Origin of the sequence: Sphingobacterium sp. UDSM-2020, from assembly GCF_016132525.1 — a bacterium.
Lineage (GTDB): Bacteria > Bacteroidota > Bacteroidia > Sphingobacteriales > Sphingobacteriaceae > Sphingobacterium > Sphingobacterium anhuiense.
On sequence record NZ_CP066166.1, the window covers coordinates 4,455,268 to 4,476,954 of the forward strand.

23 protein-coding genes are annotated in these 21,687 nt (G+C 35.6%); 12 read left to right on the forward strand and 11 right to left on the reverse strand.

From position 1 onward, the window contains the following. The first annotated feature begins 12 nt into the window (after positions 1-12). Together JAZ75_RS18650 and JAZ75_RS18655 are read left to right on the forward strand one after the other, a co-directional pair. Positions 13-681, forward strand: coding sequence for a DUF421 domain-containing protein (locus JAZ75_RS18650; RefSeq protein ID WP_232789261.1), 669 nt, complete (start codon positions 13-15; stop codon positions 679-681). Between the two features lie 169 nt (positions 682-850). Next, a complete protein-coding gene (locus JAZ75_RS18655; protein WP_132767787.1) occupies positions 851-1,324 on the forward strand; it encodes a ferritin-like domain-containing protein in 474 nt (157 codons plus the stop codon). A gap of 108 nt (positions 1,325-1,432) precedes the next feature. Here the strand turns inward: JAZ75_RS18655 and JAZ75_RS18660 are convergent, their stop codons facing one another. Both JAZ75_RS18660 and JAZ75_RS18665 read right to left on the reverse strand, forming a co-directional pair. Continuing rightward, positions 1,433-2,476, reverse strand: coding sequence for a DNA topoisomerase IB (locus JAZ75_RS18660; protein ID WP_132767789.1), 1,044 nt, complete (start codon positions 2,474-2,476; stop codon positions 1,433-1,435). 96 nt (positions 2,477-2,572) lie between these two features. Next, the gene (locus JAZ75_RS18665) at positions 2,573-2,821 is read right to left on the reverse strand and encodes a Rho termination factor N-terminal domain-containing protein (protein WP_208697456.1); all 249 of its coding nucleotides are present in this window, start codon (positions 2,819-2,821) and stop codon (positions 2,573-2,575) included. A 296-nt stretch (positions 2,822-3,117) separates the two neighbouring features. Here JAZ75_RS18665 and JAZ75_RS18670 point away from each other — a divergent pair, with 296 nt between their 5' ends. Then, positions 3,118-3,315 (forward strand): hypothetical protein, encoded by a 198-nt coding sequence (locus JAZ75_RS18670; RefSeq protein ID WP_132767793.1) that lies wholly within the window; start codon positions 3,118-3,120, stop codon positions 3,313-3,315. Between the two features lie 141 nt (positions 3,316-3,456). Here the strand turns inward: JAZ75_RS18670 and JAZ75_RS18675 are convergent, their stop codons facing one another. Next, positions 3,457-3,669 carry a hypothetical protein gene (locus tag JAZ75_RS18675; protein WP_208697458.1) on the reverse strand — a complete coding sequence of 71 codons (213 nt, stop codon included), beginning with the start codon at positions 3,667-3,669 and terminating at the stop codon, positions 3,457-3,459. 413 nt (positions 3,670-4,082) lie between these two features. Here JAZ75_RS18675 and JAZ75_RS18680 point away from each other — a divergent pair, with 413 nt between their 5' ends. Then, positions 4,083-4,661, forward strand: a complete 579-nt coding sequence (locus tag JAZ75_RS18680) for a hypothetical protein (RefSeq protein WP_208697460.1) — start codon at positions 4,083-4,085, stop codon at positions 4,659-4,661. Between the two features lie 33 nt (positions 4,662-4,694). Here JAZ75_RS18680 and JAZ75_RS18685 read toward each other — a convergent pair whose 3' ends face one another. From JAZ75_RS18685 to JAZ75_RS18695, 3 genes are all read right to left on the reverse strand, one after another. After that, entirely contained in the window at positions 4,695-6,581 is a 1,887-nt protein-coding gene (locus JAZ75_RS18685; RefSeq protein ID WP_208697462.1) for a PAS domain S-box protein, read from the reverse strand. Positions 6,582-6,680: 99 nt separating this feature from the next. Next, positions 6,681-6,866: a hypothetical protein gene (locus JAZ75_RS18690; protein ID WP_021188383.1), complete on the reverse strand. Its 186-nt coding sequence runs from the start codon at positions 6,864-6,866 to the stop codon at positions 6,681-6,683. 259 nt (positions 6,867-7,125) lie between these two features. Next, a complete protein-coding gene (locus tag JAZ75_RS18695) occupies positions 7,126-7,386 on the reverse strand; it encodes a SemiSWEET transporter (protein WP_208697464.1) in 261 nt (86 codons plus the stop codon). Positions 7,387-7,984: 598 nt separating this feature from the next. Between JAZ75_RS18695 and JAZ75_RS18700 the strand changes: the two genes are divergently transcribed. Then, positions 7,985-8,761, forward strand: a complete 777-nt coding sequence (locus JAZ75_RS18700) for a hypothetical protein (RefSeq protein WP_208697466.1) — start codon at positions 7,985-7,987, stop codon at positions 8,759-8,761. A 29-nt stretch (positions 8,762-8,790) separates the two neighbouring features. Here the strand turns inward: JAZ75_RS18700 and JAZ75_RS18705 are convergent, their stop codons facing one another. After that, positions 8,791-9,513: an MBL fold metallo-hydrolase gene (locus JAZ75_RS18705; protein WP_208697468.1), complete on the reverse strand. Its 723-nt coding sequence runs from the start codon at positions 9,511-9,513 to the stop codon at positions 8,791-8,793. Between the two features lie 238 nt (positions 9,514-9,751). Here JAZ75_RS18705 and JAZ75_RS18710 point away from each other — a divergent pair, with 238 nt between their 5' ends. Beyond that, positions 9,752-10,621, forward strand: a complete 870-nt coding sequence (locus JAZ75_RS18710) for a DMT family transporter (RefSeq protein ID WP_132767802.1) — start codon at positions 9,752-9,754, stop codon at positions 10,619-10,621. Between the two features lie 105 nt (positions 10,622-10,726). On the opposite strand, the gene JAZ75_RS18715 is transcribed toward JAZ75_RS18710, so the two are convergent. Both JAZ75_RS18715 and JAZ75_RS18720 read right to left on the reverse strand, forming a co-directional pair. Then, a complete protein-coding gene (locus JAZ75_RS18715; RefSeq protein ID WP_021188379.1) occupies positions 10,727-10,942 on the reverse strand; it encodes a hypothetical protein in 216 nt (71 codons plus the stop codon). Between the two features lie 57 nt (positions 10,943-10,999). Continuing rightward, positions 11,000-11,479: a hypothetical protein gene (locus JAZ75_RS18720; RefSeq protein WP_132840216.1), complete on the reverse strand. Its 480-nt coding sequence runs from the start codon at positions 11,477-11,479 to the stop codon at positions 11,000-11,002. Positions 11,480-11,736: 257 nt separating this feature from the next. Between JAZ75_RS18720 and JAZ75_RS18725 the strand changes: the two genes are divergently transcribed. From JAZ75_RS18725 to JAZ75_RS18735, 3 genes are all read left to right on the forward strand, one after another. Continuing rightward, on the forward strand, positions 11,737-12,258 hold the full coding sequence (locus JAZ75_RS18725; RefSeq protein ID WP_206368252.1) for a ferritin-like domain-containing protein: 522 nt from the start codon (positions 11,737-11,739) through the stop codon (positions 12,256-12,258). A gap of 65 nt (positions 12,259-12,323) precedes the next feature. After that, positions 12,324-12,476 carry a lmo0937 family membrane protein gene (locus tag JAZ75_RS18730; RefSeq protein WP_021188375.1) on the forward strand — a complete coding sequence of 51 codons (153 nt, stop codon included), beginning with the start codon at positions 12,324-12,326 and terminating at the stop codon, positions 12,474-12,476. Positions 12,477-12,511: 35 nt separating this feature from the next. Then, on the forward strand, positions 12,512-12,709 hold the full coding sequence (locus JAZ75_RS18735) for a hypothetical protein (RefSeq protein WP_208697470.1): 198 nt from the start codon (positions 12,512-12,514) through the stop codon (positions 12,707-12,709). A gap of 249 nt (positions 12,710-12,958) precedes the next feature. Here JAZ75_RS18735 and JAZ75_RS18740 read toward each other — a convergent pair whose 3' ends face one another. Further along, complete coding sequence (locus JAZ75_RS18740) at positions 12,959-13,153, reverse strand: cold-shock protein (RefSeq protein WP_021188372.1); 195 nt, start codon at positions 13,151-13,153, stop codon at positions 12,959-12,961. Between the two features lie 598 nt (positions 13,154-13,751). Between JAZ75_RS18740 and JAZ75_RS18745 the strand changes: the two genes are divergently transcribed. Together JAZ75_RS18745 and JAZ75_RS18750 are read left to right on the forward strand one after the other, a co-directional pair. Beyond that, positions 13,752-15,191: an SDR family oxidoreductase gene (locus JAZ75_RS18745; RefSeq protein ID WP_208697472.1), complete on the forward strand. Its 1,440-nt coding sequence runs from the start codon at positions 13,752-13,754 to the stop codon at positions 15,189-15,191. 69 nt (positions 15,192-15,260) lie between these two features. Continuing rightward, positions 15,261-16,343: an NAD(P)H-dependent flavin oxidoreductase gene (locus tag JAZ75_RS18750; protein ID WP_208697474.1), complete on the forward strand. Its 1,083-nt coding sequence runs from the start codon at positions 15,261-15,263 to the stop codon at positions 16,341-16,343. A 51-nt stretch (positions 16,344-16,394) separates the two neighbouring features. On the opposite strand, the gene JAZ75_RS18755 is transcribed toward JAZ75_RS18750, so the two are convergent. Beyond that, entirely contained in the window at positions 16,395-18,560 is a 2,166-nt protein-coding gene (locus JAZ75_RS18755) for an ATP-binding protein (RefSeq protein ID WP_208697476.1), read from the reverse strand. Positions 18,561-18,988: 428 nt separating this feature from the next. On the opposite strand from JAZ75_RS18755, the gene JAZ75_RS18760 reads away from it, so the two are divergent. After that, positions 18,989-21,673 carry a PAS domain-containing protein gene (locus JAZ75_RS18760; RefSeq protein ID WP_208697482.1) on the forward strand — a complete coding sequence of 895 codons (2,685 nt, stop codon included), beginning with the start codon at positions 18,989-18,991 and terminating at the stop codon, positions 21,671-21,673. The last annotated feature ends 14 nt before the right edge of the window (positions 21,674-21,687 follow it).

Genomic DNA, 21,687 nt, shown 5'->3' on the forward strand with positions numbered 1-21,687 from the left:
CGTATGTTTGAAATGAAAAAGATAATTTGGGAAGGCGCTGAATGGGATTTCCTTTTAGAAATTGTGGGACGGTCAGTCATCATGTTTATCCTGATATTGGTGATTCTTAGGCTTTCAGGAAAAAAAGGTGTAAGGCAATTAACGCTTTTCGAGGTGGCGATTATTCTGAGTCTCGGATCGGCGGCTGGTGATCCCATGTTTCAAGAAGAATTACCCGTTATTTATGCCTTTGTTGTATTATTTTCGGTTATCATTATCTATAAATTTATAACTTGGTTATCATCAAAATCGGTGTTTATCAATAAGATTTTAGAAGGGGAAGCGATGGTAGTTGTGAGGGATGGAATGTTTGATTTAAAACATGAACATGATGGTGACTTTTCAAAAATGGAATTCTTTTCCGAACTACGTAATCAGTCGGTTGAACACTTAGGGCAAGTGAGAATGGCCTTATTAGAAATTGATGGTTCGATGAGTATTTTATTTTACCCAGAAGATGAGGTGAAGTATGGTCTGCCTTTATTTCCAGATGATTATAAAAAAGTTGAATCATTTCAGTTATATGACTTTCACGCCTGCATGTATTGTGGTTTTATCGAACAATTGCATAATAGAGAATCAAAATGTCCACGATGTAGACATACAGAATGGAGTAAAGCAATCAACACAAAACGAAATTAATCTATTCTTTTAAAGCCATCATGCATGCTTCAGTATTTCCCCTAGGGGTTATAAATACGATTCAAATGTTCTAAATACCCGAAATGATTATGATTTAAACTATTTCTGCCTTGAGGTTGTTTTCTAGATAAATCAAGAGTTTTAAATTTATATTTCAAAAAATAGAGCTATGGAAAACAGAGCAAATGATCCGGCAATTATCAATGATCTGATAAAAATTAACAACGATAGGATAGCTGGATATAGAGAAGCATTAGATCTAGCACATAGTATGCGGATCGATGATCTAGGTGGTATATTTGCCAAATATATCCTGCAGTCAGAACAGTTTATTACCGAGCTTACTCCATATGTCACACTTGAAGGTGAACAACCTACAGACAGTACGTTGTTGAGCGGTAAACTTTTTAGACTTTGGATGAATATAAAAGTTAATATTTCGGGAAATGATCGTAAAAGTCTATTGGAAAGCTGTGAAAAAGGAGAAGATGCTTTTAAAGCTACCTATAGGAAGACCCTTGAAGAAGATCGGGAGGCTTTATCCATCCATGTGGTCAGCTTAATTGAAAATCAATTAAGTAAACAATTGGTTGCGCACGACCAGATTAAATTGTTACGAGATACCATTTCCGATACGATTTAATTATATCAAGCGTTTAGTATAAAAAATCATTTCAATATTGAGGTTAACAGGGAAAAGGGGCAATTGCCCCTTTTTTTTATAGTTTACACGATGATCAAATGTAATAGGTTATTTTTCACAACGTGATCTGATAAATTTCAGCAGCGCTTTTTCGGTCGCACCATCTGTATTTTGCACCATTTTCCGTTTAAGTTTTAATAATTCATTTTTTAAATCACCATCTACATACTGTTTCTGCAATTCCGGATGAATATAATAGTTCCTTGTAACTGATCTGGTATTGCCGAGTTGTTTAGCGACATGATCAAGGATGGTGACCAGTACTTTTTTACGTTCAGAAATAAGTTCGCCATAAGGCTCATTAGCCATCATCATAAAGGCAAGCGTGCAACCTGCCCATGTACGGAAATCTTTACAGGTATAATCTTCTTGCATCGCTTGTTTTAAATAGCGGTTCAGATCTCCTGAATCAAGCCGTTGAATAGCACCATCATGATCGTAATATTGAAAAAGCTCCTGACCGGGGATTTCTTTGACGTTTTTAAGCATTTTAGCTATTTTTGCTTCCTTGATATAAACCTGCTGAAGTACGCCTTTTTTCCCTTTAAATTTAAAAAAGATTTCATTTTTGTCAATTTTGACATGTCTGTTTTTCAATGTGGTGAGCCCATATGAGCCGTAGTTATGTTCATAGGATTTGTTTCCTGCACGAATGTAAGTTGCATTCATGGTAGAGATTGCAATCGCACAGACTTTTTCTTTGGATAATTTCTTTTTCCGTAGATCTTTCCGCAATTGCGTGCGGAGTAATTTCATCTTATTTGCAAAGCCCAGTAACCGATCAAATTTTTTGACATTGCGTATGGTTGACCAGTCCAGATGATAAATATATTGCTTCCTACCACGCTTATCAATACCTGTTGCCTGTATATGACCATTTTTAAATTTGCATATCCAGACATTTTCCCATGCTGGTGGGATCACAAGAGACGCTATCCGCTTTAAGGTATTTTTATTTTTGATTGGCTTGTTCTTGGATAGATAAGTGAATTTGCCTTTTGTATATGTGCGGCAATAACCAGGTTCCGTATCTGTAACGTAACGTAGATTTAGAGCGACAGATGGGTGAGATGAAGGTGTTAATGTTTTCATGTGCTCCAAATTTGTGAAGGAAATGTTTTGTTAATATTCAATTCCGCCGCCACATGTAATATGCGGAAGAAATTATTTTGATTAATTGAAATAAATTTAATGGTTCCTAATAGCCTTTATCAGTTCATCTTTTTTCATTGAATGCCTACCGGCTATGCCAATTCTTTTTGCTTCTGCAAGTAGGTCTGATTTTGTCCTTGAATCCAAGTCAGTAGCTTCTCCGCCTTTCTTGCTGGCATCCGGAGAATTTGCAATTCGTGCGGATTTTTCCTTACTCATTCCTTTCTTGCGTAATGCTTCATATTGAGCATCGTCTTTAATCTGTCTTCCGTGATCTTTTGCCATTGTTTTACATTTTAAAGTTTACATTACTCTCTTCTTAGCTGAGATTTCCCAAAGTAAGAACGGCTTGAAACGAACAATGTTTAAGAAGACGCTTCGAATGCGTAGTATTTGAAAAAAACAGGTATTTTCTTACTCTTCTGGACAGAAAGTTATCATTTTATCAATCAGGTATTTTGACTTGTATTATCACGTATATACAATGATTTCGTACCGAATTATACCTGTTTTAAAATATTTTATTAACCACTTTTATTTCACTTTGTTTTATAATAGTATTTCCGTTATAACTTTTAAATATGAAAAACCTGATTGTACTTTTATTTATTCCGGTCCTGTCATTTTTAGGCTTAGTGATTAATCTGCTTATTGCTATGCTAACCCGTATCAGACTAAGGGCATATTCATTTTTTAAATCAGAAGACAAGGGTAAGAAAAATTTTATTACTGCAGTCCTGATTAATGGAATTTACAATAGCGACATGATCTTTATTTAACAATCGGCCATATTTAACAATCGGCCATATTTAACAATCGGCCATTAAGAATGGATCGTATTGTGATTATTATCATATTAATGAACCATTTAGGTAAATTTCAAATTATTAATATAAAATTAGAGTGAAGCTGGTAGATGATCACGTATCGTGATCATCCATAAGTTTTGCGATATTATTATCAGCTTCCTTTTTTGCAAAATGTTCTCGCGCAAGCTTTAGTCCTATTGCAATAGCCGTTCCTTCACTGGCGCCTTCTTTTAATAGCGCATTCGCAATTTCTACAGCTTTCTCACGAATTTCAACGGGCTGGTTTTTATAGGACGGTGGATAATCATTGTTGTACCAGGGCATAAATTCTCCTTTCTAGTAGTTAAATAAACAATATCAAAGCAATGAGTTCCATAAAATCGGTGACTCACTAAAATCTTTTGTGAACTGTAATTGTATAACGCATAAGCGCTTATAAAGTTGATTCTTATATTCTAGATAAAGAGAAATTATAAATTTTCTTCAAAAACCGAATAAAAAAGCAAACAACTTGAATTACAGATTTGTTCTATAATAACAACAAACTACTATGAAGTAAAATTTTTTATTTACCTAATCTCCTACATGTTATGCGATTCACTTCCTTATCCCGACCCTTACTTCTAGATCTCAAGTGCAGAGGATATAACTTATTGACGTCCTATAATTCTCTTGATTTATCTAACTCGACATGGCAACCTCTCCGGGTTCACAATGTACACGAATATCTTCTACAAATGAATTTTAATGGAAGTAATACTTATCTAAAAAAGCCGACCATTCTCGTAATAGATCAGGTTTTAAAACACATAGATGATAATAAATTTGGTGGAGAAGTATTTGTAGAAGATGATCATTCGCAACGTTTGCAGCAGAAATGTAGACTATATGATCTTCGTTATCATTTCACAGCCAATCCAGAAATTTACGATTTTTCATTCGATCCACAACGGTTACTGATCCGGAATCATGCCTTACGTACGGGTGACTACGACATTTATTTTAAATACCTAGAGATGTACTATCAGGAGCATGTGACTTATGAAAGGCGGGATATAGAAGAACTGACCGGAACGCTAATGTGTCTGGATGCAAATCAAGCTGAAAAATGGTTTAAAAAGCATCATGTAACCGTTATGGAATCAGATATTTGGATATGTGACGAAGATGCTATTCTGAAAGTACTTGCTGTGAAAGAGCATGACCATCATTGGGGAATTTTGGATGATACAGAGGAAATGATCTATAATCTAATTAACCCCCAAGAACTCGTGTTATTACGTGATATTTTCTGGATAGATCCCAGGATAATTTAATGACTAATTGGACGTTTCTATTTATGTTTATTCCTAGCTAGGGATTGGATCACCGATCTCATCAAGTGAAAAGTAGAAGGTCGTTCCAGATCCTTTCTCGCTTTCTACTTCAATTGCTGAATCATGATAACGCAGGATCTCAGAAACAATGTAAAGCCCTATGCCGAACCCTGATATGTGTGCAATTTCATCATTATCAACTCTGTAGAAACGGTTAAATAACTTTTCTTGATCTTCTTTAGCAATTCCGATACCTTCGTCACTAACAAACAATTTGACTTTCCCGTCTTTTTTCTCACAACCAATCGTGATGGTGCCACCGGCAGGTGAATATTTTATTGCATTTGAAATCAAATTGGTAAAGACCTGTGCTATTTTATCATGATCTGCAAAGATTGTAATTGGTTCTGCGCAGGCAAACTTAATTTTATGCTTAGATATCATCAATTGCGCTTCCTCTCGCACTTCCTCAAATAAAGATAGAAGTGTTATGGACTCTTTATTTATTTGCAGTTGATCTTCTTCAATCCTGGCGAGGCTGAGGAAATCCCGTATCATGGCAATCATTTTTTTAGACTGGGTTTCAATTTTGTTACTCATCTGTTTACCCAGATCATTTTTATTGTCCTGGTAATTTTTCTGCATGATCTGAGTAAATAATAAAATGGAGGTAAGCGGAGTTTTCAGTTCATGGCTCACCATGGAGATAAAATCATTTTTCCTCCTTTCTTCCTGTTTTTTTTCAGAAATATCCCTAGCAATTTTTGAAACTCCTATTATTTGACCAGTAATATCCCTAATGGGTGATATGGTTAGAGACACGTCCAGCAGCTGTCCCGTTTTGGAGATACGAATAGTCTCAAAGTGTTTTAATGATTGACCAGCTCGTAATTTCGCAAGGATATGATCCTCTTCACTTTTGCGGTTTTCAGGAATTAACTTCAAAATAGGCTGACCGATTATTTCACCAGCTTTAAACCCAAATAATTCTTCTGCTGCAGCGTTCCAGCTTGTTACGATGCCTTCTAAAGTTTTACTGACAATGGCGTCATTGGAAGAATTAACAATTGCCGCCAGTTCAGCATTTTTAGTTTCCGAATTTTTAAGTTCAGTAATATCAAGTACCGAACCAATAATTCTATGCATCTTATTTGTATTATCCATATAGGTAGCTCCTTGAACGCGTATCCATATGGTACTATTTTTATCGCTCTTTAATACCCGGCATACAAAATCAAAGTGTGAATTGGAACTGCTTTCTTTTAGCTTTTGTATTATAAAGTTAACGTTATTTTGATCCTCTGGATGAAGGAGCTCTAAAATGTGGTGGTAGTTAAGGTCATTGAGGTGTAGTCCAAGAATTTTTTCGGCTTGTTTAGAAATATAGAGTTTGTTTTCTTCAAAATCCCAGTCCCAAGTGCCTAGATCAGTGGCCTCAATGGCCAGTCTAAGTCGTTCTTCACTCTCTTCCAGTAAAGTCATGAGCTTGTTTTTCCTTTTTTCTTCTTCAACCAGCGGCGTTACATCTTTTGTAAAACAGCGCGAATGTATAAACTTTCCATCTTTGAAAAGTACATTTGAACTGATTACAACATACTTAATAGAACCATTTTTACATTTCAATCTTGCAGGAAAATCCCGTATGGTTTCTTTGGCGGTAAGGCGGTTAAGAATTTCTTCGATTACTGCTGCATCCTTATGGAAATCACTGATCGGATGGCCAATATATTCTTCTTTGTCATAACCCAATAGATCTAATTCTGCTTGGTTTGCCCAAATAATAATCCCGCTCTCATCCACCCAATGTAATGGGACAGAACCATTTTCAATAAAGTCGGAGAGTTCAGCAACGCGATTTCTAAGTTCATTATTTTCCTTTTCCAGAATTGCTAAATTATCAGATATATCAATCTTATTCATGCTGTACGTCTCTTTTTGTATTTAAAGATAAAGAATAACTGCACAATTTTGTACTAATAGTCATATAAATTAGCAATTAAGGAAGTTTGTGGAATTGCATTACGCTTCGTCCTTGGTGTTTTTAACCAAGCCTATTCCAGAGAAGAAAAAGATTAGACCAATAATTCCGACTACGATGAGCGTCGTATAGGCCGTACTCTTATTAACCAATTCATAGCCCGTATAAATCATTCCTACAACACCTAATAGCGTCAGTATCGTTCCGAAAATTCGTTTTACATTCATCTTTTTTTATTATAAGTGATTTTTTTTGAAATTTTATCTTACCAACATCATACTTCCACCCAGAATAGTAAACTGTTATGGATAGCAATTAAGATTACCCTTATTCGGTTGCTGTCTTTTGGTTGCTAGTCATGGTTTTTGTTTCGTATTGGTTTTGATGCATTTCTTATACAACAACTGATAAAGCAAAAGGTTCGAGTTTTAGAGATTAGTAAAAAAGTAAATAGGTAATAAGGAGAGAAGATCCTAGTTGCTATACTTATTTGTCCTTAAATCTCAGGTAATAACTCAGTAAAAACAAATTGACTAGGACAGCAAAAGCGTTTGAAATAGTAATCGGTAATTCATTCTTTATTATTCCATACCACACCCATAAGGATAAGCCCGTTATCAGGATAATGATCATGGGCAAAGAAAGGTCTTCAACGGTTTTTTCCTTTATCACTTTTAAAAGCTGAGGCAACATGGATATTGATGTTAAAATTCCGGCAGTGATTCCGATTATATTTTCTAGGATCATAATTTTTATTTTTATAAAGTGATAACGTGCGTGAATATCCATTTTCTTTATGTTCGCTTTCGTATTTGTACCGTATGTTGAAATTAAATACGGGTTTTAGGACGCATTGTTGAAAATAAGAAGTAATAGTTATTAATTTTGATATTCGGTTCATCACCGTGCTATTAATTTGGTATATAAAAGGGTCTCAGCTTTGAACAGGCTGTGACCCTATTTTTTTTTGCGAAACTATCTTGCTATAGAAGTATGATGGTTTTCAAAAAGATTTACCAGGTAGAGCAACGTGTAAAAGTTATGTTTTACTTAAAATAAAATTCATGCTTCTCAGTGAGAATTATACAACTGACTGGAATTGCTTACGCTATCTTTCTGCACTAAGCAAAGTCTCGAATTCATCGGAAATTTGAATACAAATTCATTTGATCCCATCTTAATTATATTTCTTTTATCACTTTAGAACCTTTTTAGGATCATAAAAGTTCGATGAAGTTGAAATAAATTGGCAAAAGAAGCTTTGATCCCATGAGGTGTAAATTTTAACATATGAATGGCAAACGACTACGTTGTTTGATTGTTATTGAATTATAATCAACATACTATGAAAAATATTACCCTTGCGATTACTAATCTTGTGGCTTTATTAACTACGATCGTTATTAATTACTTATCAAATACCGGTTTCATAAATGGCAGAACAATGAAAACTGTTTCCGATGACTATCATAACTTTTTTACTCCCGCGTCGTTTGCTTTCTCTATCTGGGGACTGATTTATTTGCTTTTGATCGGTTTTGTTACGTATTCATTTTTCATATTGAAAGCAAAGAAAGAGAGCCAAATTATAGATCGGGTAGGAGCATGGTTTACGGTTTCATGCCTGTTAAATAGTATATGGGTTATTGCTTGGTTGACAGATTATATCGGAATTTCTGTATTATTGATGATTTTGTTACTGCTAACGTTATTGAAGATTGTTGTGAATGTTAACGTAGCACTGACTAATCCTTCATTTCGTATTGTCGCATTCGTTTGGTGGCCATTCTCGCTATATGCAGGGTGGATATCGGTTGCATTAATCGCAAACATAGCCGCTTATCTCGTTAAAATCGATTGGAATGGATGGAATATTTCACCGGTATACTGGACAATGATCATGGTAATTGTAGCGGGTATTGTTAATGTTTTTATGACCTGGAAGCGTAATATGCGCGAATATGCTTTAGTAGGAGTATGGGCATTAATAGCTGTAGCGGTTGCCAATAGAGATAACGGAACAGCTATCTTCCTTGTTAGCATGGGTACTGCAGCAGTTATTGCTACAAGTTGCTTGATTCATGGCATCAAAAACTTTCGCGGCTTTGGAAATGAAATTTAAATAGCAAGATTAAATCGTCAGCTTAAATTTTAGAACTGTAAGATAGCTATTTTCATGTCGTGATACAGAAGCACTTTCCAATGCTCCGCTTTTGCAAGTTTTTCCCATTCAGTACGTTGCTCCATAGCTTTCTTACCATCGAAATCGCTCTTAAATGCAATTGGATATTTTAAATAGCTTGCTGTTGGGAGGTTATCAGCACCGTAGAAAGCAATGCTTTCTTTGTCGCGAATTAAAAACACCTGATGAAAGGGTGTATGGCCGCCTGTCACTTCAAAAGAAATTTCTGAGCATATAATACCTTTATCTTCGTCCATCCAAACAATGGTGGCATTTTCGGTCATAAAATCCAAAATGTCAAAATCAAAAGAGGGATTATTGGTCTTACTTTTAGCAAAAAGATATTCTCTTTTCTGCATATAAATCTTTGCATCAGGAAAATTCAGAAACCATTCATTTCCTTGTGTATTGACTAAGCCAGCAATATGGTCTTTATGGAGATGTGACAATAAAATAGTTGTAATACATGAGGGATTGAAACCGAGGGCTAGTAGGTTATTAAGTATTACGGGAGATCCTTTATGATATCTCCCTAGCCCTGCATCCAGCAAAACAACATGATCCTCAACCTCAATTAGAAAAGGCTGGACAGCCATTTTAAGGCCTGTCGCGCTTGTTAATTCTTCCAAAGGAGTAAATACCTTGTTTTTGTCGACGCAGAAGTCACCATCTTTTAATACATGAATTTTCATATAACAGCAAAATACTTTTATTCAGGGATATTAGCAAGCAGAGAAATACAATATCTTGCTTATGTTTAATAAAAAATAGTTATTTTTGAATCAATCATGAATAGAAAAAGTAGCCTTCCTCCTCCAATAGCGTAATGTCATAGTAAAATAGATTGACATACTTTCGGCTGATAAGCCGTGCGCATCAGTATGTCAAAAATTTAGATATTAACTATAAAAAAGAAATACGCTCATTTTCATGAAAAAATCATATTTACGCTTACACATTGCTGTTATATTAGCCGGTTTTACGGGAGTTTTCGGTAAATTAATATCCTTAAACGAGGGTTTATTAGTGTGGTACCGAGTACTTTTATCAGCAATTATATTGTTCTTTGTTTTAAAGTTCTTTAAAAAAGATATCAAGCAGTCCATGCCCGAAAAACTTACTGTAAGTTCCGTAGGCATGTTGATTACCATCCATTGGATATTTTTCTATGCCAGTATAAAATATGCAAACATATCAATCGGAGTGGTCTGTTACTGTTTGACAAGCTTATTTACAGCAATTTTCGAACCTCTGATCAACAAAAAACCTTTTTCAGTCCCACAGCTTTTATTAAGTTGCCTAACTTTATTAGGCATCAGTTTAATATTTCATTTTGATTCATCTTATCAGCTTGGGATATGGCTTGGAGTTATATCAGCCGCATTTGCAGCATTGTATACTGTATTTAATGAGCGGTTGGTAAAAAAGCATGATAGCATCGTCATCAATTACTATCAAATGGTAGGAGGGACAATCGGTTTGGGAATACTATTACCATTTTATCTCTATTTTTTTCCAGTGACAACGTTGCTTCCTTCTACAACAGATCTACTCTACCTATTATTGCTAGCCGCTTTTTGTACCGTCACGTTGTATGTCCTGTTTGCGGAAGTTTTACGGGTAATACCTGCCTTTACGGTTAATCTAAGCTTCAATTTAGAACCTATTTATTCCATAATCTTAGCATTTATATTTTTTAATGAGGGTAAAGAGGTCAATACTTCGTTTTATTTAGGTTGTGCTTTTGTTATGTTATCTGTTATCTTACAGAGTGTATTTTCAAAACCAAAGCAGGTCTAAAGGTAAGAGCCGATTGCAATTGATGTAATCGGCTCTATTGTTGTGTTTTAGATTATTTTGTAACCTTTGGTGTGTCGGGCTATTCAGCTCGGTAAAGGCAACAACTTATTCCTGTATTCTTTTGATGGCATCTGAAATATCAAGTTCAACGTTGTTGTCATCAAAAAATGCATCTGCTACATCAGCGGAAGAAATCATAAAATATTTTTCATTTTTAGAATTAATAAAAGTTGTTTTCACCACATTAGCTCCATCTATCAGCAGATTTTCACTAAATGTAGGAGTAAGGTCGTAAGTGTCTTCGTTTAAAATATACAACATCGCTATAATTTTTAAGTTTACTAAAATAATAAAAAGACTTTTCCAACATGAAGTTGCTTATGATCCTGTATGTGGCAATTTAATGTTTATCCACACCGGATATGGGAATTCTAATACATCAAGCGGTAATATATGATGGAGTATCAGGTGATCCTTTGCTAAGTAGTTATCTACATCATCTTCAGCAGGGATTGCTACGACCTTAAAAATGGCATCTTTATCTGTCGAATTAATATCCGATTGCAATAGGCGTACATTATAATCGATCAGCCATCTCGCCAATTCATCCTTTCCGAATCTTTTGAGATATAATAACTCCTTATCATAATTTAAGAGCTCTTCCTCTTCCTTATCAGGAAAAAAAGTATTGAGGAATTTAGCATAAAGAGATTTATCCTTATTTCGTAATGTGTAATTTTTAATAATTAATCGTTGCGGACTATAATCAAAGCTAAAAGTTTTAGGTTGTTCTAGAGCCTCATAATACTCCTGATAGTTGATAAGTCGACCTTCCAAATTCATTTTTTCCTCTTCCATATATGTATTATTTTATAATTGTCATCTATAAAACAAATAGGACAAGAAGTGGTTTGCTTTTTTCTTATCAATTTTTCTTATATATTATTATTCTTAATAATACTTCGATTTCAGAAGTCATTTGAAGACGAAGTATTAAATTTTTTATAACGAGATTTTTACCTAATATCTTCTTTTTTATACGCGTTCTATATTTCGTAATGAACTATTATCTGTCCCATAAGTTATTAGTGTAGTTTAAATTAAAACTTAAGATCATGGCTAAAAAAAACAAAGATGGCGAAATGCCAAATGCGCACTTACATGAATTATTTGTAGATGAGTTGAAAGATATTCTGGGTGCGGAAAAGCAACTGCTTAAAGGTTTAAAAAAGTTAGCAGACGGAGCTCATAGTGATAGTTTAAAAGAAGCATTTAAAACGCACTATAAACAGACAGAAGGGCAGATTGAAAGATTAAAAGCGGTATTCTCGAGTCTGGATATGACCGCTCGTGGTAAAAAATGTAAAGCGATGGAAGGCCTATTAAACGAGGCTGATGAAATTTTGGAAGAATTCCAGGATAGCCCTGAAGTACTGGATGCTGCTTTGATCGCCGCTGCACAAAAGGTGGAGCATTACGAGATTGCAACCTATGGCTGTCTTGTTACTTATGCGAAATTGATGGAACACAGTGAAGCAGAAGAACTGTTAGCGGCTACATTAGCGGAGGAAAAGGATACAGATGTATTATTGACTGAAATTGCAATGAGCGAAGCTAATCTCGGAGCAGCAAAATAAATTGATCAAGAACAGGCCGGTATATACTACCGGCTTCTTTATTTTAAATCTAATATTACTTTACTATGGGAAATATATTATACACAATCGCCGTAATTTTGATAATTATTTGGGCGATCAGTTTTTTTGGAGGATTTTTTACTGGTGGGATTATTCATATTCTATTAGTGATTGCCATCATCGTTATTTTATTGCGTGTTATCCGAGGGGGTGTATAATCCCCCTTTATAGCTGAATTTTAGATTTTAGTGCTATGAGAAAACCCGATATTTATAAGGAGTTAAATAATGGTAGACAATTTTTAGCTTGGATATTACATGATGATTCAAAAATTGTTGAAATCAGAAGCCCGGTTATAGTGGATGGCTTAGTCGTAAATGTTGAAGTTGAGCGATATCATGAAAATAGAAAAATAGCGGTTTTAGAAATGGAGAATCTTTTAAATAAATAATAGTATTATTAGCTTTAAGTTGCTTATGATCAGGCTTCTATCATAAGTGTGCATTGCCGATAGATGAATGAGGGCCAATTGAATACAGTTTTTTATGAGTTTGTAGAGGTTTCGCAGGATAAGCACATGAGATATGCACCATACTATTTGTGGGTGGGAGTGGTTATTGTAAAAAATGTAGTTAATTAGCATAATTGCTAATCACTACATCAAAAATAGAGAGAATTACAATATAATTCCCCAATTCTTTTATCTTGCTACGCGTACATTGAATGCGTTAACACCTTTTTGACCGTTTTCTACTTCATAAGTAACACGCTCGTTTTCACGGATGTCATCTAGTAAACCTGTTGAATGTACAAATACATCTTGACCACCATTTGATGGTGTAATAAAACCGAAACCTTTGGTAACGTTAAAGAATTTTACTGTTCCTTCTTGCATTATATTATAGTTTTTATTAAAAATTATTTAATTCTGCGCTACCCTTCATGTCATAAGATATAACTTGATAACTTGCGGAAGTCGATCGATCTGCTAGCAAGAAAAGGATGTATGTATTAGTAAAGGTTGATTGGAATCAAGCTCTACAGAGTACTGCGCACTTTTTATGAATAACAAAAATCGGCAAGTGATGTGGTGAATGATCACGTAAGGTACTTACTTGGACTAAATAACCACTACAATGCCCGATACTATCTCAAATATAAATATAAATATAAATAAACTATAATCAAATTATTTTTTCAAAAGTTATCAGTTTTTATTTAAGGTAAAATTGAAAAATACATAAATTAAATAGCGGAAGACTTACTTTTACCGATACAAATTGTTATTATCTTTACTTGGCGGAATGGAAATGTGAACGTACATTACTCCATGTTTTAGATGTCCAGTACAAGATCTATCATGTACATGGGCCATGGATAATACTTATTGATGTTGTATTTAACGGGCTGACTCTTGAACGATCACAGGACGCTTGAAGATAATTCTATTACGAAGTGGTGGATTATATGTTTCTTAATGAAAATCTTTACAGATGAAAATACTATTGACAGGAGCCACAGGTTATATTGCTCAACGCTTACTTCCAGTCTTGCTTGACAAAAAACATCAAGTTGTATGCTGTGTTCGTGATGTGAATCGCTTTGATAGGAGCAAATATGACGGTTTTGATTTTGAACTGATAGAGGTCGACTTTTTGAAGAATGATTTTTTGGATCAAATTCCGCAGGATATTGATGTCGCTTACTATCTGATGCATTCGATGTCATCCTCAGAAACCGATTTTACAGAGGCCGAACTTACTGTAGCTGCTAATTTTAAAGCAAGTATCGAACAAACAAATATTAAACAAGTTATTTTTTTAAGTGGTATTGTTAATAGCAAAGAGCTTTCAAAACACTTGCAATCACGTTTAAATGTTGAAGAACGTTTACAATCGCACCATTATGCTTTAACTACTTTAAGAGCTGGTATTATCGTAGGGTCGGGTAGTGCGAGTTTCGAGATCATAAGAGACTTGGTCGAGAAGCTACCGGTTATGATTGCTCCGAAATGGTTAAAAACAAGGTGCCAGCCAATTGGCATTCGTGATGTGCTCTCATTTTTAGAAGGAGTGCTTATGAAGGAATTTACTTTTAATAGAACCTATGATATCGGTGGGCCTGATGTAATGACTTATAAGGACATGCTGCTCCGTTTCGCACAAGTGCGAAAACTTAAGCGCTGGATCATTACCGTTCCTGTCATGACACCCAAGTTATCTTCTTATTGGCTATATTTTGTTACCTCTACTTCGTTTCCATTAGCAAGTAGTTTAGTTGAGAGTATGCGGGTAGATGTAATAGCAAAACCCAATGATCTACAGGAAAAAATAAATGTAAAACCTATGCGTTATGAACAGGCTATTGAACTGGCCTTTGGTAAGATCGAACAAAATCAAGTCATATCGAGCTGGCGAGATGCACTGAATATAGAAAGGTATCCCAACAGCTTTGTTAAACTTATTGAAGTTCCGCAAGACGGGTGTTTTAAAGATGTCAGATCAATGAAAGTGGATGATGTGGATCGTGCCTTGCGTAATATTTGGTCAATAGGAGGTAAAACAGGATGGTATTATGCAGATTGGTTATGGGGTATTCGTGGATTTTTGGATAAACTGTTTGGCGGGGTTGGTTTACAAAGAGGAAGAACAAATTCAGATACCTTGTCTACAGGCAGTGTCATCGATTTTTGGAGAGTAATTCTTGCAGATAAAAAAGAACGTAGACTACTGTTATATGCCGAAATGAAATTGCCAGGAGAGGCCTGGTTAGAATTTAAGATTGATCAAGATGATACGTTTACCCAAACAGCAACATTCCGGCCATTGGGTATATCCGGTAGATTGTACTGGTACTCTGTTTTGCCTTTCCATGCTTTCATTTTTAAGGGTATGATGCAAAACATAGCAAAAAAAACGACTAAAAAGATGTAAAATTATGCTTTATATTTGTTTATGAACTTCTTAAATAAGATGTAAAGCTGGAATTTAACACCCCATATCATGAACTGGAAAAATAATATAACCAAACTATTAGACGTTGAGTATCCCATTATACAAGCACCAATGTTTGGTGTTACAACTCCAGCAATGGTAGCTGCGGCGACTAATGCAGATTGCTTAGGTACTCTTGCCTTGGGCGACCTGCCTGCTGAAAAATGTATTCAACATATTCGCGCAACAAAGCAGTTGACAAAAAATAACTTTGCGGTGAATATTTTTGTAAATGATATACCTGAACTGACGGATGCGTTAAGAGAAAAATATACTGAAACCAAAGATTTTATTGAAAATATTGCACGTGAGCACCATCTCGATGTTCATCTGCCCAGCATTGAAGAAATACAGATCAATAGCTATCATGACCAAATTGATGCTCTTATTGCGGAAAAATGTAGGTTTGTAAGTTTCACTTTTGGTAATCTTGATGAACCAAGTATTTATAAGTTAAAAAATAATGGCACCCTGCTTCTAGGAACCTGTACATCTGTTAGCGAAGCGGTTATTTTAGAAAAATCTGGAGTTGATATTGTTTGTGTGCAGGGACTTGAGGCTGGCGGACATCGGGGTAGTTTTAGCAGCGATGACATACCTGCCATAGGAGGTTTATCTTTGTTACCTCAAGTTTATGATAGCGTCAATATACCGATTATTTATGCAGGCGGTATCTACAATGCCAAGACCTTACTGGCTACGCAACTCCTGGGAGCACAAGGATTTCAACTCGGAAGCCTCCTTTTGGGGTCTGCAGAAAGTGCGTTAGAACAATTTGAAAAACAGCGTTTAAGGGATGTCGATGAAACAGCTATTGCGCTTACTAAAAGTTTTTCAGGACGTTATGCACGAGGTATCAAGAATATTTTTACAAATCTAGTAGATGAAGGACATATATTGCCTTATCCTTATCAGAATAAGTTAACCGGCGAACTGAGAAGAGTCGCAAAAGCGAACAATAATAGCCAGTTTGTTAGTATTTGGACAGGTCAATCTAATAATGGGTATAGTGGGAAATCTACAGCAGAAATTATTCAAAAGCTGATCACAGAAGTGGAGAATTTGTATAGCATTAAAGAGGATAGAAAATAAGGAACTACGATTTCTGATCGTGTTCCTTAAAGATCAAGACAGAAGAATACATTATTCAGCATTCTCAAATATAATCTCAAATGTTGTTCCTTTTCCTACAGCACTTTCAACTCTAATATCCGCTCCTAATCGATCAACAATTCTTTTTACAATAGAAAGTCCGATTCCAGAACCATCATATCCTGAGGAGTTTGAAAGTCTTTGAAAGATATCAAAAATATTATTTTCTTTCTGAAGATCCATTCCAATACCGTTATCTACAATAAAGTAGGTTACCATCGTTCCAGATTGTTTACTGTATACTTCAACTTTTGGATTTTCTTGCTTGCTGCTGTACTTAACCGCATTTCCGATAATATTTAAAAAAAGTTGATAGATCAGAGTTCGCTCGCCTCGTATAGGAATAATTTCCCCCATTTTAAAATCCAGACCATCAACACCGTATTGATTTTTCGCAATCTCAGTAATGGAAAGGATATTGCTTTTTGGATCCAAGATTTCAAGATTTAATGCAACCGAATTCGATTTAGATAATTCATGAACCTTATCGATCATTTCGGTAATAAGCGCTGATGCATCTAATATATTGTTCGCCAGTTTAAGTAAAAGCTCCCTTGGAATATCATTTTTCATCAATAACATCTGTGCTCCCAGTTTGATGGATGACAACGGATTTTTAAGGTCGTGTGTCAGTGTATAGCTGAAAGTATCGAGCGCATTATTAGAACGGACAAGATCTTTGTTAAGTTGTTCTATTTCGGCATTCCTTTTGGCAATTGCTTGTTGAATAAGGAAAACAATACGCTCTAAGAATGATATCTCGATCTTAAGCCATGGTGAGGATGTATTGCCCGTTATTTGTTTCCATGCATCAAAAGAAGTTCTTGGAGAAGGAAAACTTATTTTTTTTGTTGCATCGTACTGAAGATGCTTTTCAGGTTTTCCTGCCCATATCTCTTCTATTAAGCGCTCTTTGCGGAACAGGTATATTTTCCAATCTGATTGTGGTAATATCTCTGCAGCCATCACGCCCGGAAGTTGGTTTATACCACTGCTGAATTTATATTGATTGCTGGAAATTATTCCAATGTCATTTTTTATGAAATTATGGATTTCCTGCAACTGATTTCTGTCGGGAATTATGCCGAAAGATTTTTCATTTTTAGCATATTTTAAATACAGTCCATCAGCATTCATGATGTGCATGATCTTCTCGCCAAACCTTTCAAGAACATCATGTGTATCTCTGTTTATTAAAAGATCACCTTTTAGATCTTTCTCTAGAATATGCATTGTATTCTGCAATTCTATATCTTTTTTTAATAAATTAGAAATATGATGATTCGTAGCAAATTGGGTCAAAAAAGTACAAAGATGCCTCTGGGCAAGATCCACATGTAGCGGTGTATTATTCTGACAGGTAACCAGTCCCCATAATTTGCCATCTTTTATAATAGAGAAGCTTGCACTGGCGCTAACTTTAGAATTTCTTAAATATTGGAGATGGATCGGAGAGAGCGCTCTAATGCTCGTTTTTGTTAAATCGATATCCGCGTGATCATTACTGATGATTTTATGTGTAGCTCCATCTATATCTGCAGTATGTCTGGCAAGAAAGATGGTGTACAATTCGCGGGCCTGCTTAGGTATATCAAATTCAGGATAGCGATAGCCTAACAGTGAATGTATGTTTTCCGATTTTGATTCTGCAATAACCTTTCCACTGCTGTCTTCCAAAAATTGATAGACCATTACCCGGTCATAATTAATAATCTGGCGTATGATATTCGTAAGCGATTTCCAGATATCTGTTTTATTCTCTTCTAAATATTTAGCATAATAATACAATCGATTAGGTTTTAACAGATTTTTATTGCAAATCTCCGCTTCCACATAGGTATGATCATTATAGCGATAAATACTTAAATCATAATTTTCATTATTGATGATTATTTTTTCTGTAAATCTGTAAAAAATAGAGGTATTGAAACTATCTTCTATGGTTTCAAAGACTAATTTGTCATTGCCCGTTAAAGCAGCTAGAATGATATCGATATTAAGATCTAAATATTTTTCTAAAGGAGTATTAGACAGTAAAGTAACATTCTCACTAGCAGCTATGCATCTTTTATTGTTATTGAATACAAATAGAAAACCGAGATCCTGGATCAGACCACATAGTGTAATTTTCTCATCTTCACAATCTAAAAATTCCATAAGAGCTATTAAAAACGTTCAATAATATATTATTGTTATTTTGATGTAATATCGAGGAGGAATTAGATTTTTTTACAAGCTTATTCTTTCAGAATATTATTTCAATCAGAAACAGAGAGTAAATTTAAGAAATAAAAATGAAATCATTTTAAGCGTCACCCTGCTCGTACTGCTATAATACGAATTAAAACGTGCGGTAAAGGTATAAATACGTATATTTCATTAATTTTTTATTTATAGTTCTACAATAAAGATATTCATGATATTTTTGACCAGCAGAACATAGCATAGCAGTTTTTTTGACATTAACCGTTTATATTATTTGCCTAAGAAGGGCAGGCTTTTGGACTTTACTATAGCATAATAGCAAGTTTTTGATACATCTCCTGCGCGACAATCAGCTACTTTCGTATTTTATTTTGTAATGAATGAATTTTAATGATAACCATCTACTAAAAGCTTTGGTAGACACTGCACCATCTGGAATTTGTATTCTCAATTCGGACGGTTTTATCGCCGAATTAGCCAATGAGAAGTTTCTCCAGATCGCAGGTAGAAGGGAAGAGGATTTAATCGGTAAATCTTACTGGGAAACCTTTTCAGAAGTGAGGGAGCAATATGAGGATATTTTATGTCATGTTGTTTCCAATAGTAAGGCGTATCATGCCGATCAGGTGCCAATGATTCTTATGCGCAATGGTAAGCAGGATCTTATTTATGTAACATTTGTTTATGCACCGATGGTAGATCTTGACGGTAAAGTGCATAAGGTAGCGATCTGGGTTCAGGAAAATACGAAAGAGGTAATGGAACGTGAAAAAGATACCGCTTTTAATAATGCAATGAAAATAGATCGTGACCGTCTGCACGATTATTTCCTTCAGGCACCTGTTGGGATTAGTGTCATGACTGGTGAGAATCTATTAATAGAATTTGTAAATCCCAATTATCAGGCCATGTTGCCAGGCCGCTCACTTGTTGGCCGCCCGTTTTTCGAATCTCTTCCCGAAATTGTGGATACCGATATTGCACAAGCTTTAACCGATGTCTTTAAAACAGGTCTTCCTGTTTCTTTTCGTGATCGCTTAGTCGCTATTTCAAAAGAAGAAGATGGACCGACAACAGACCGTTATTTCGATTTTAGTTATATTCCCCGGTTTGATTCTAACGGACAAGTAGACGGGGTTTTTAATTTTGCTTTCGAAGTGACCGCGTTCGTTCACAGCAGAAGAAAAGCGAAACAAGAAAGTAATAACATGGCACAGATACTAGATATGCTACCTGCTTCTGTCGTCGTGATCCGGGGATTTGATCTAGTTGTAGAAATGATTAATGACTCCAATCTTGCTTATTGGAAGAAAACAAGAGAAGAAGTCGTCGGTAAACCCTTTCTTGAAATCCTTCCTGATCTTGCCGACCAACCTTTTGCAAGTCAGCTTCGTCAGGTCATGGAAACAGGGCAGGTGATCGATGTGAAGGAAAGTCCGGTTATTTTCACAAACGCTGATGGATCGATCAGAGAAACCTATGTAGACTATACCTATCAGCCCTTATCGGATCTAGATGGAAATAGAAATGGTGTGTTGGTGATGTCTTTCGAAATTACGGACCGCGTTCACGCAAGAAAGCTGTTGGAGCAATACGCAAACGAGCTTACAGCAACAAATGAACTGCTTGCCCAAAGTGAATCCAGATTTAAGTTTCTCATTCAAGAGGCACCCGTGGCAATTGGAGTGCTTCAGGGTAAAACACTGATCGTGGAGACCGCTAATGATAAAATACTTGATGTCTGGGGTAAGACCAGAGAAATTGTGGGTCTTCCATTGGCGTCGGCATTACCTGAACTTGATGGTCAGCCTTTTCTTGAAATATTGGATAATGTATTTGCAACAAGAGAACCATTCTATGCCAATGAAATACCAGCATTGCTTGAACATGGAGGAAAATTAAAACAATTATTTTTCAATGTCGTATACCAGCCTATTTTTGATCAGCATGATAACGTTTCTGATATTGTAATTGTAGCAGTTGATGTAACCGAGCAGGTAAATTCACGAAAAGCACTAGAGATCAGCGAGCAGCATTTTCGCAAGTTATCTGATCTTGTTCCTGTTAAAATATCCAATGCACTTCCAAACGGAGAAGTAACATTTTTCAATCAGGGATGGCTCGATTTTTCAGGGTTGAGCTTCGAAGATCTCCGCGATTTCGGATATTTTCAGATGTTGCACCCCGATGAGCTTGAGAGTTTTCAGCAAGGACTTTTACAAGCGTCCAAAACCGGAGTTCCCTTTATTTCGGAGATGCGGTTTAAGAATAAAGAAGGTCAGTATATCTGGCACATTAATGTAGCTTCTCCTGTACTCGATGCTCAGGGTAAGTTGATCATGTGGGTCGGCTCTACCACAGATATTCAGGCAATCAAAGAAGAGGAGCAGCGGAAGAATGATTTCATTGGTATGGTTTCCCATGAATTAAAAACCCCGCTTACATCCTTAAACGGTTATCTCCAGATCTTACAGTTGAAGTTAAAGCAGGATGATGGTTTAACATTCGCCGAACACGCGCTAGAGCGTTCATTAAAACAAGTCCGGCTAATGACCTCCTTGACAAATGGTTTTTTAAACGTATCACGTCTGGAATCTGGAAAGATGCACATAGAAAAATCCACATTTGATCTTCGTGGATTATTTAAGGAAACTTGTGATGAATATCGCATTCTATTTCCGAATAATAAAATCACAGCCAAATTGAGTGACGAAGAAATTCCAGTGTATGCCGACCGGCAGAAAATAGCACAGGTGTTTAACAATCTGATCGGAAATGCAGTCAAGTATTCACCAGCAGCTAGTGATATTTGGGTAACTGTTGAGCAAGTTGGTACAAGGGCAAGGGTTATGGTATCTGACCAGGGCATCGGCATAAAACAGGAAGATTTATCAAGGCTTTTTGAGAGATATTACCGAGTGGGCAATACGACTGTTTCGGGATTCGGTATTGGGTTATATCTCAGCATGGAAATTATTGAGCGGCATGGAGGAAAGATCTGGGCAGAAAGTGAATTAGGAAAAGGTTCTACATTCTTTTTTGAACTGGATATCTATCAAAATTGATAAAAAGGATCATT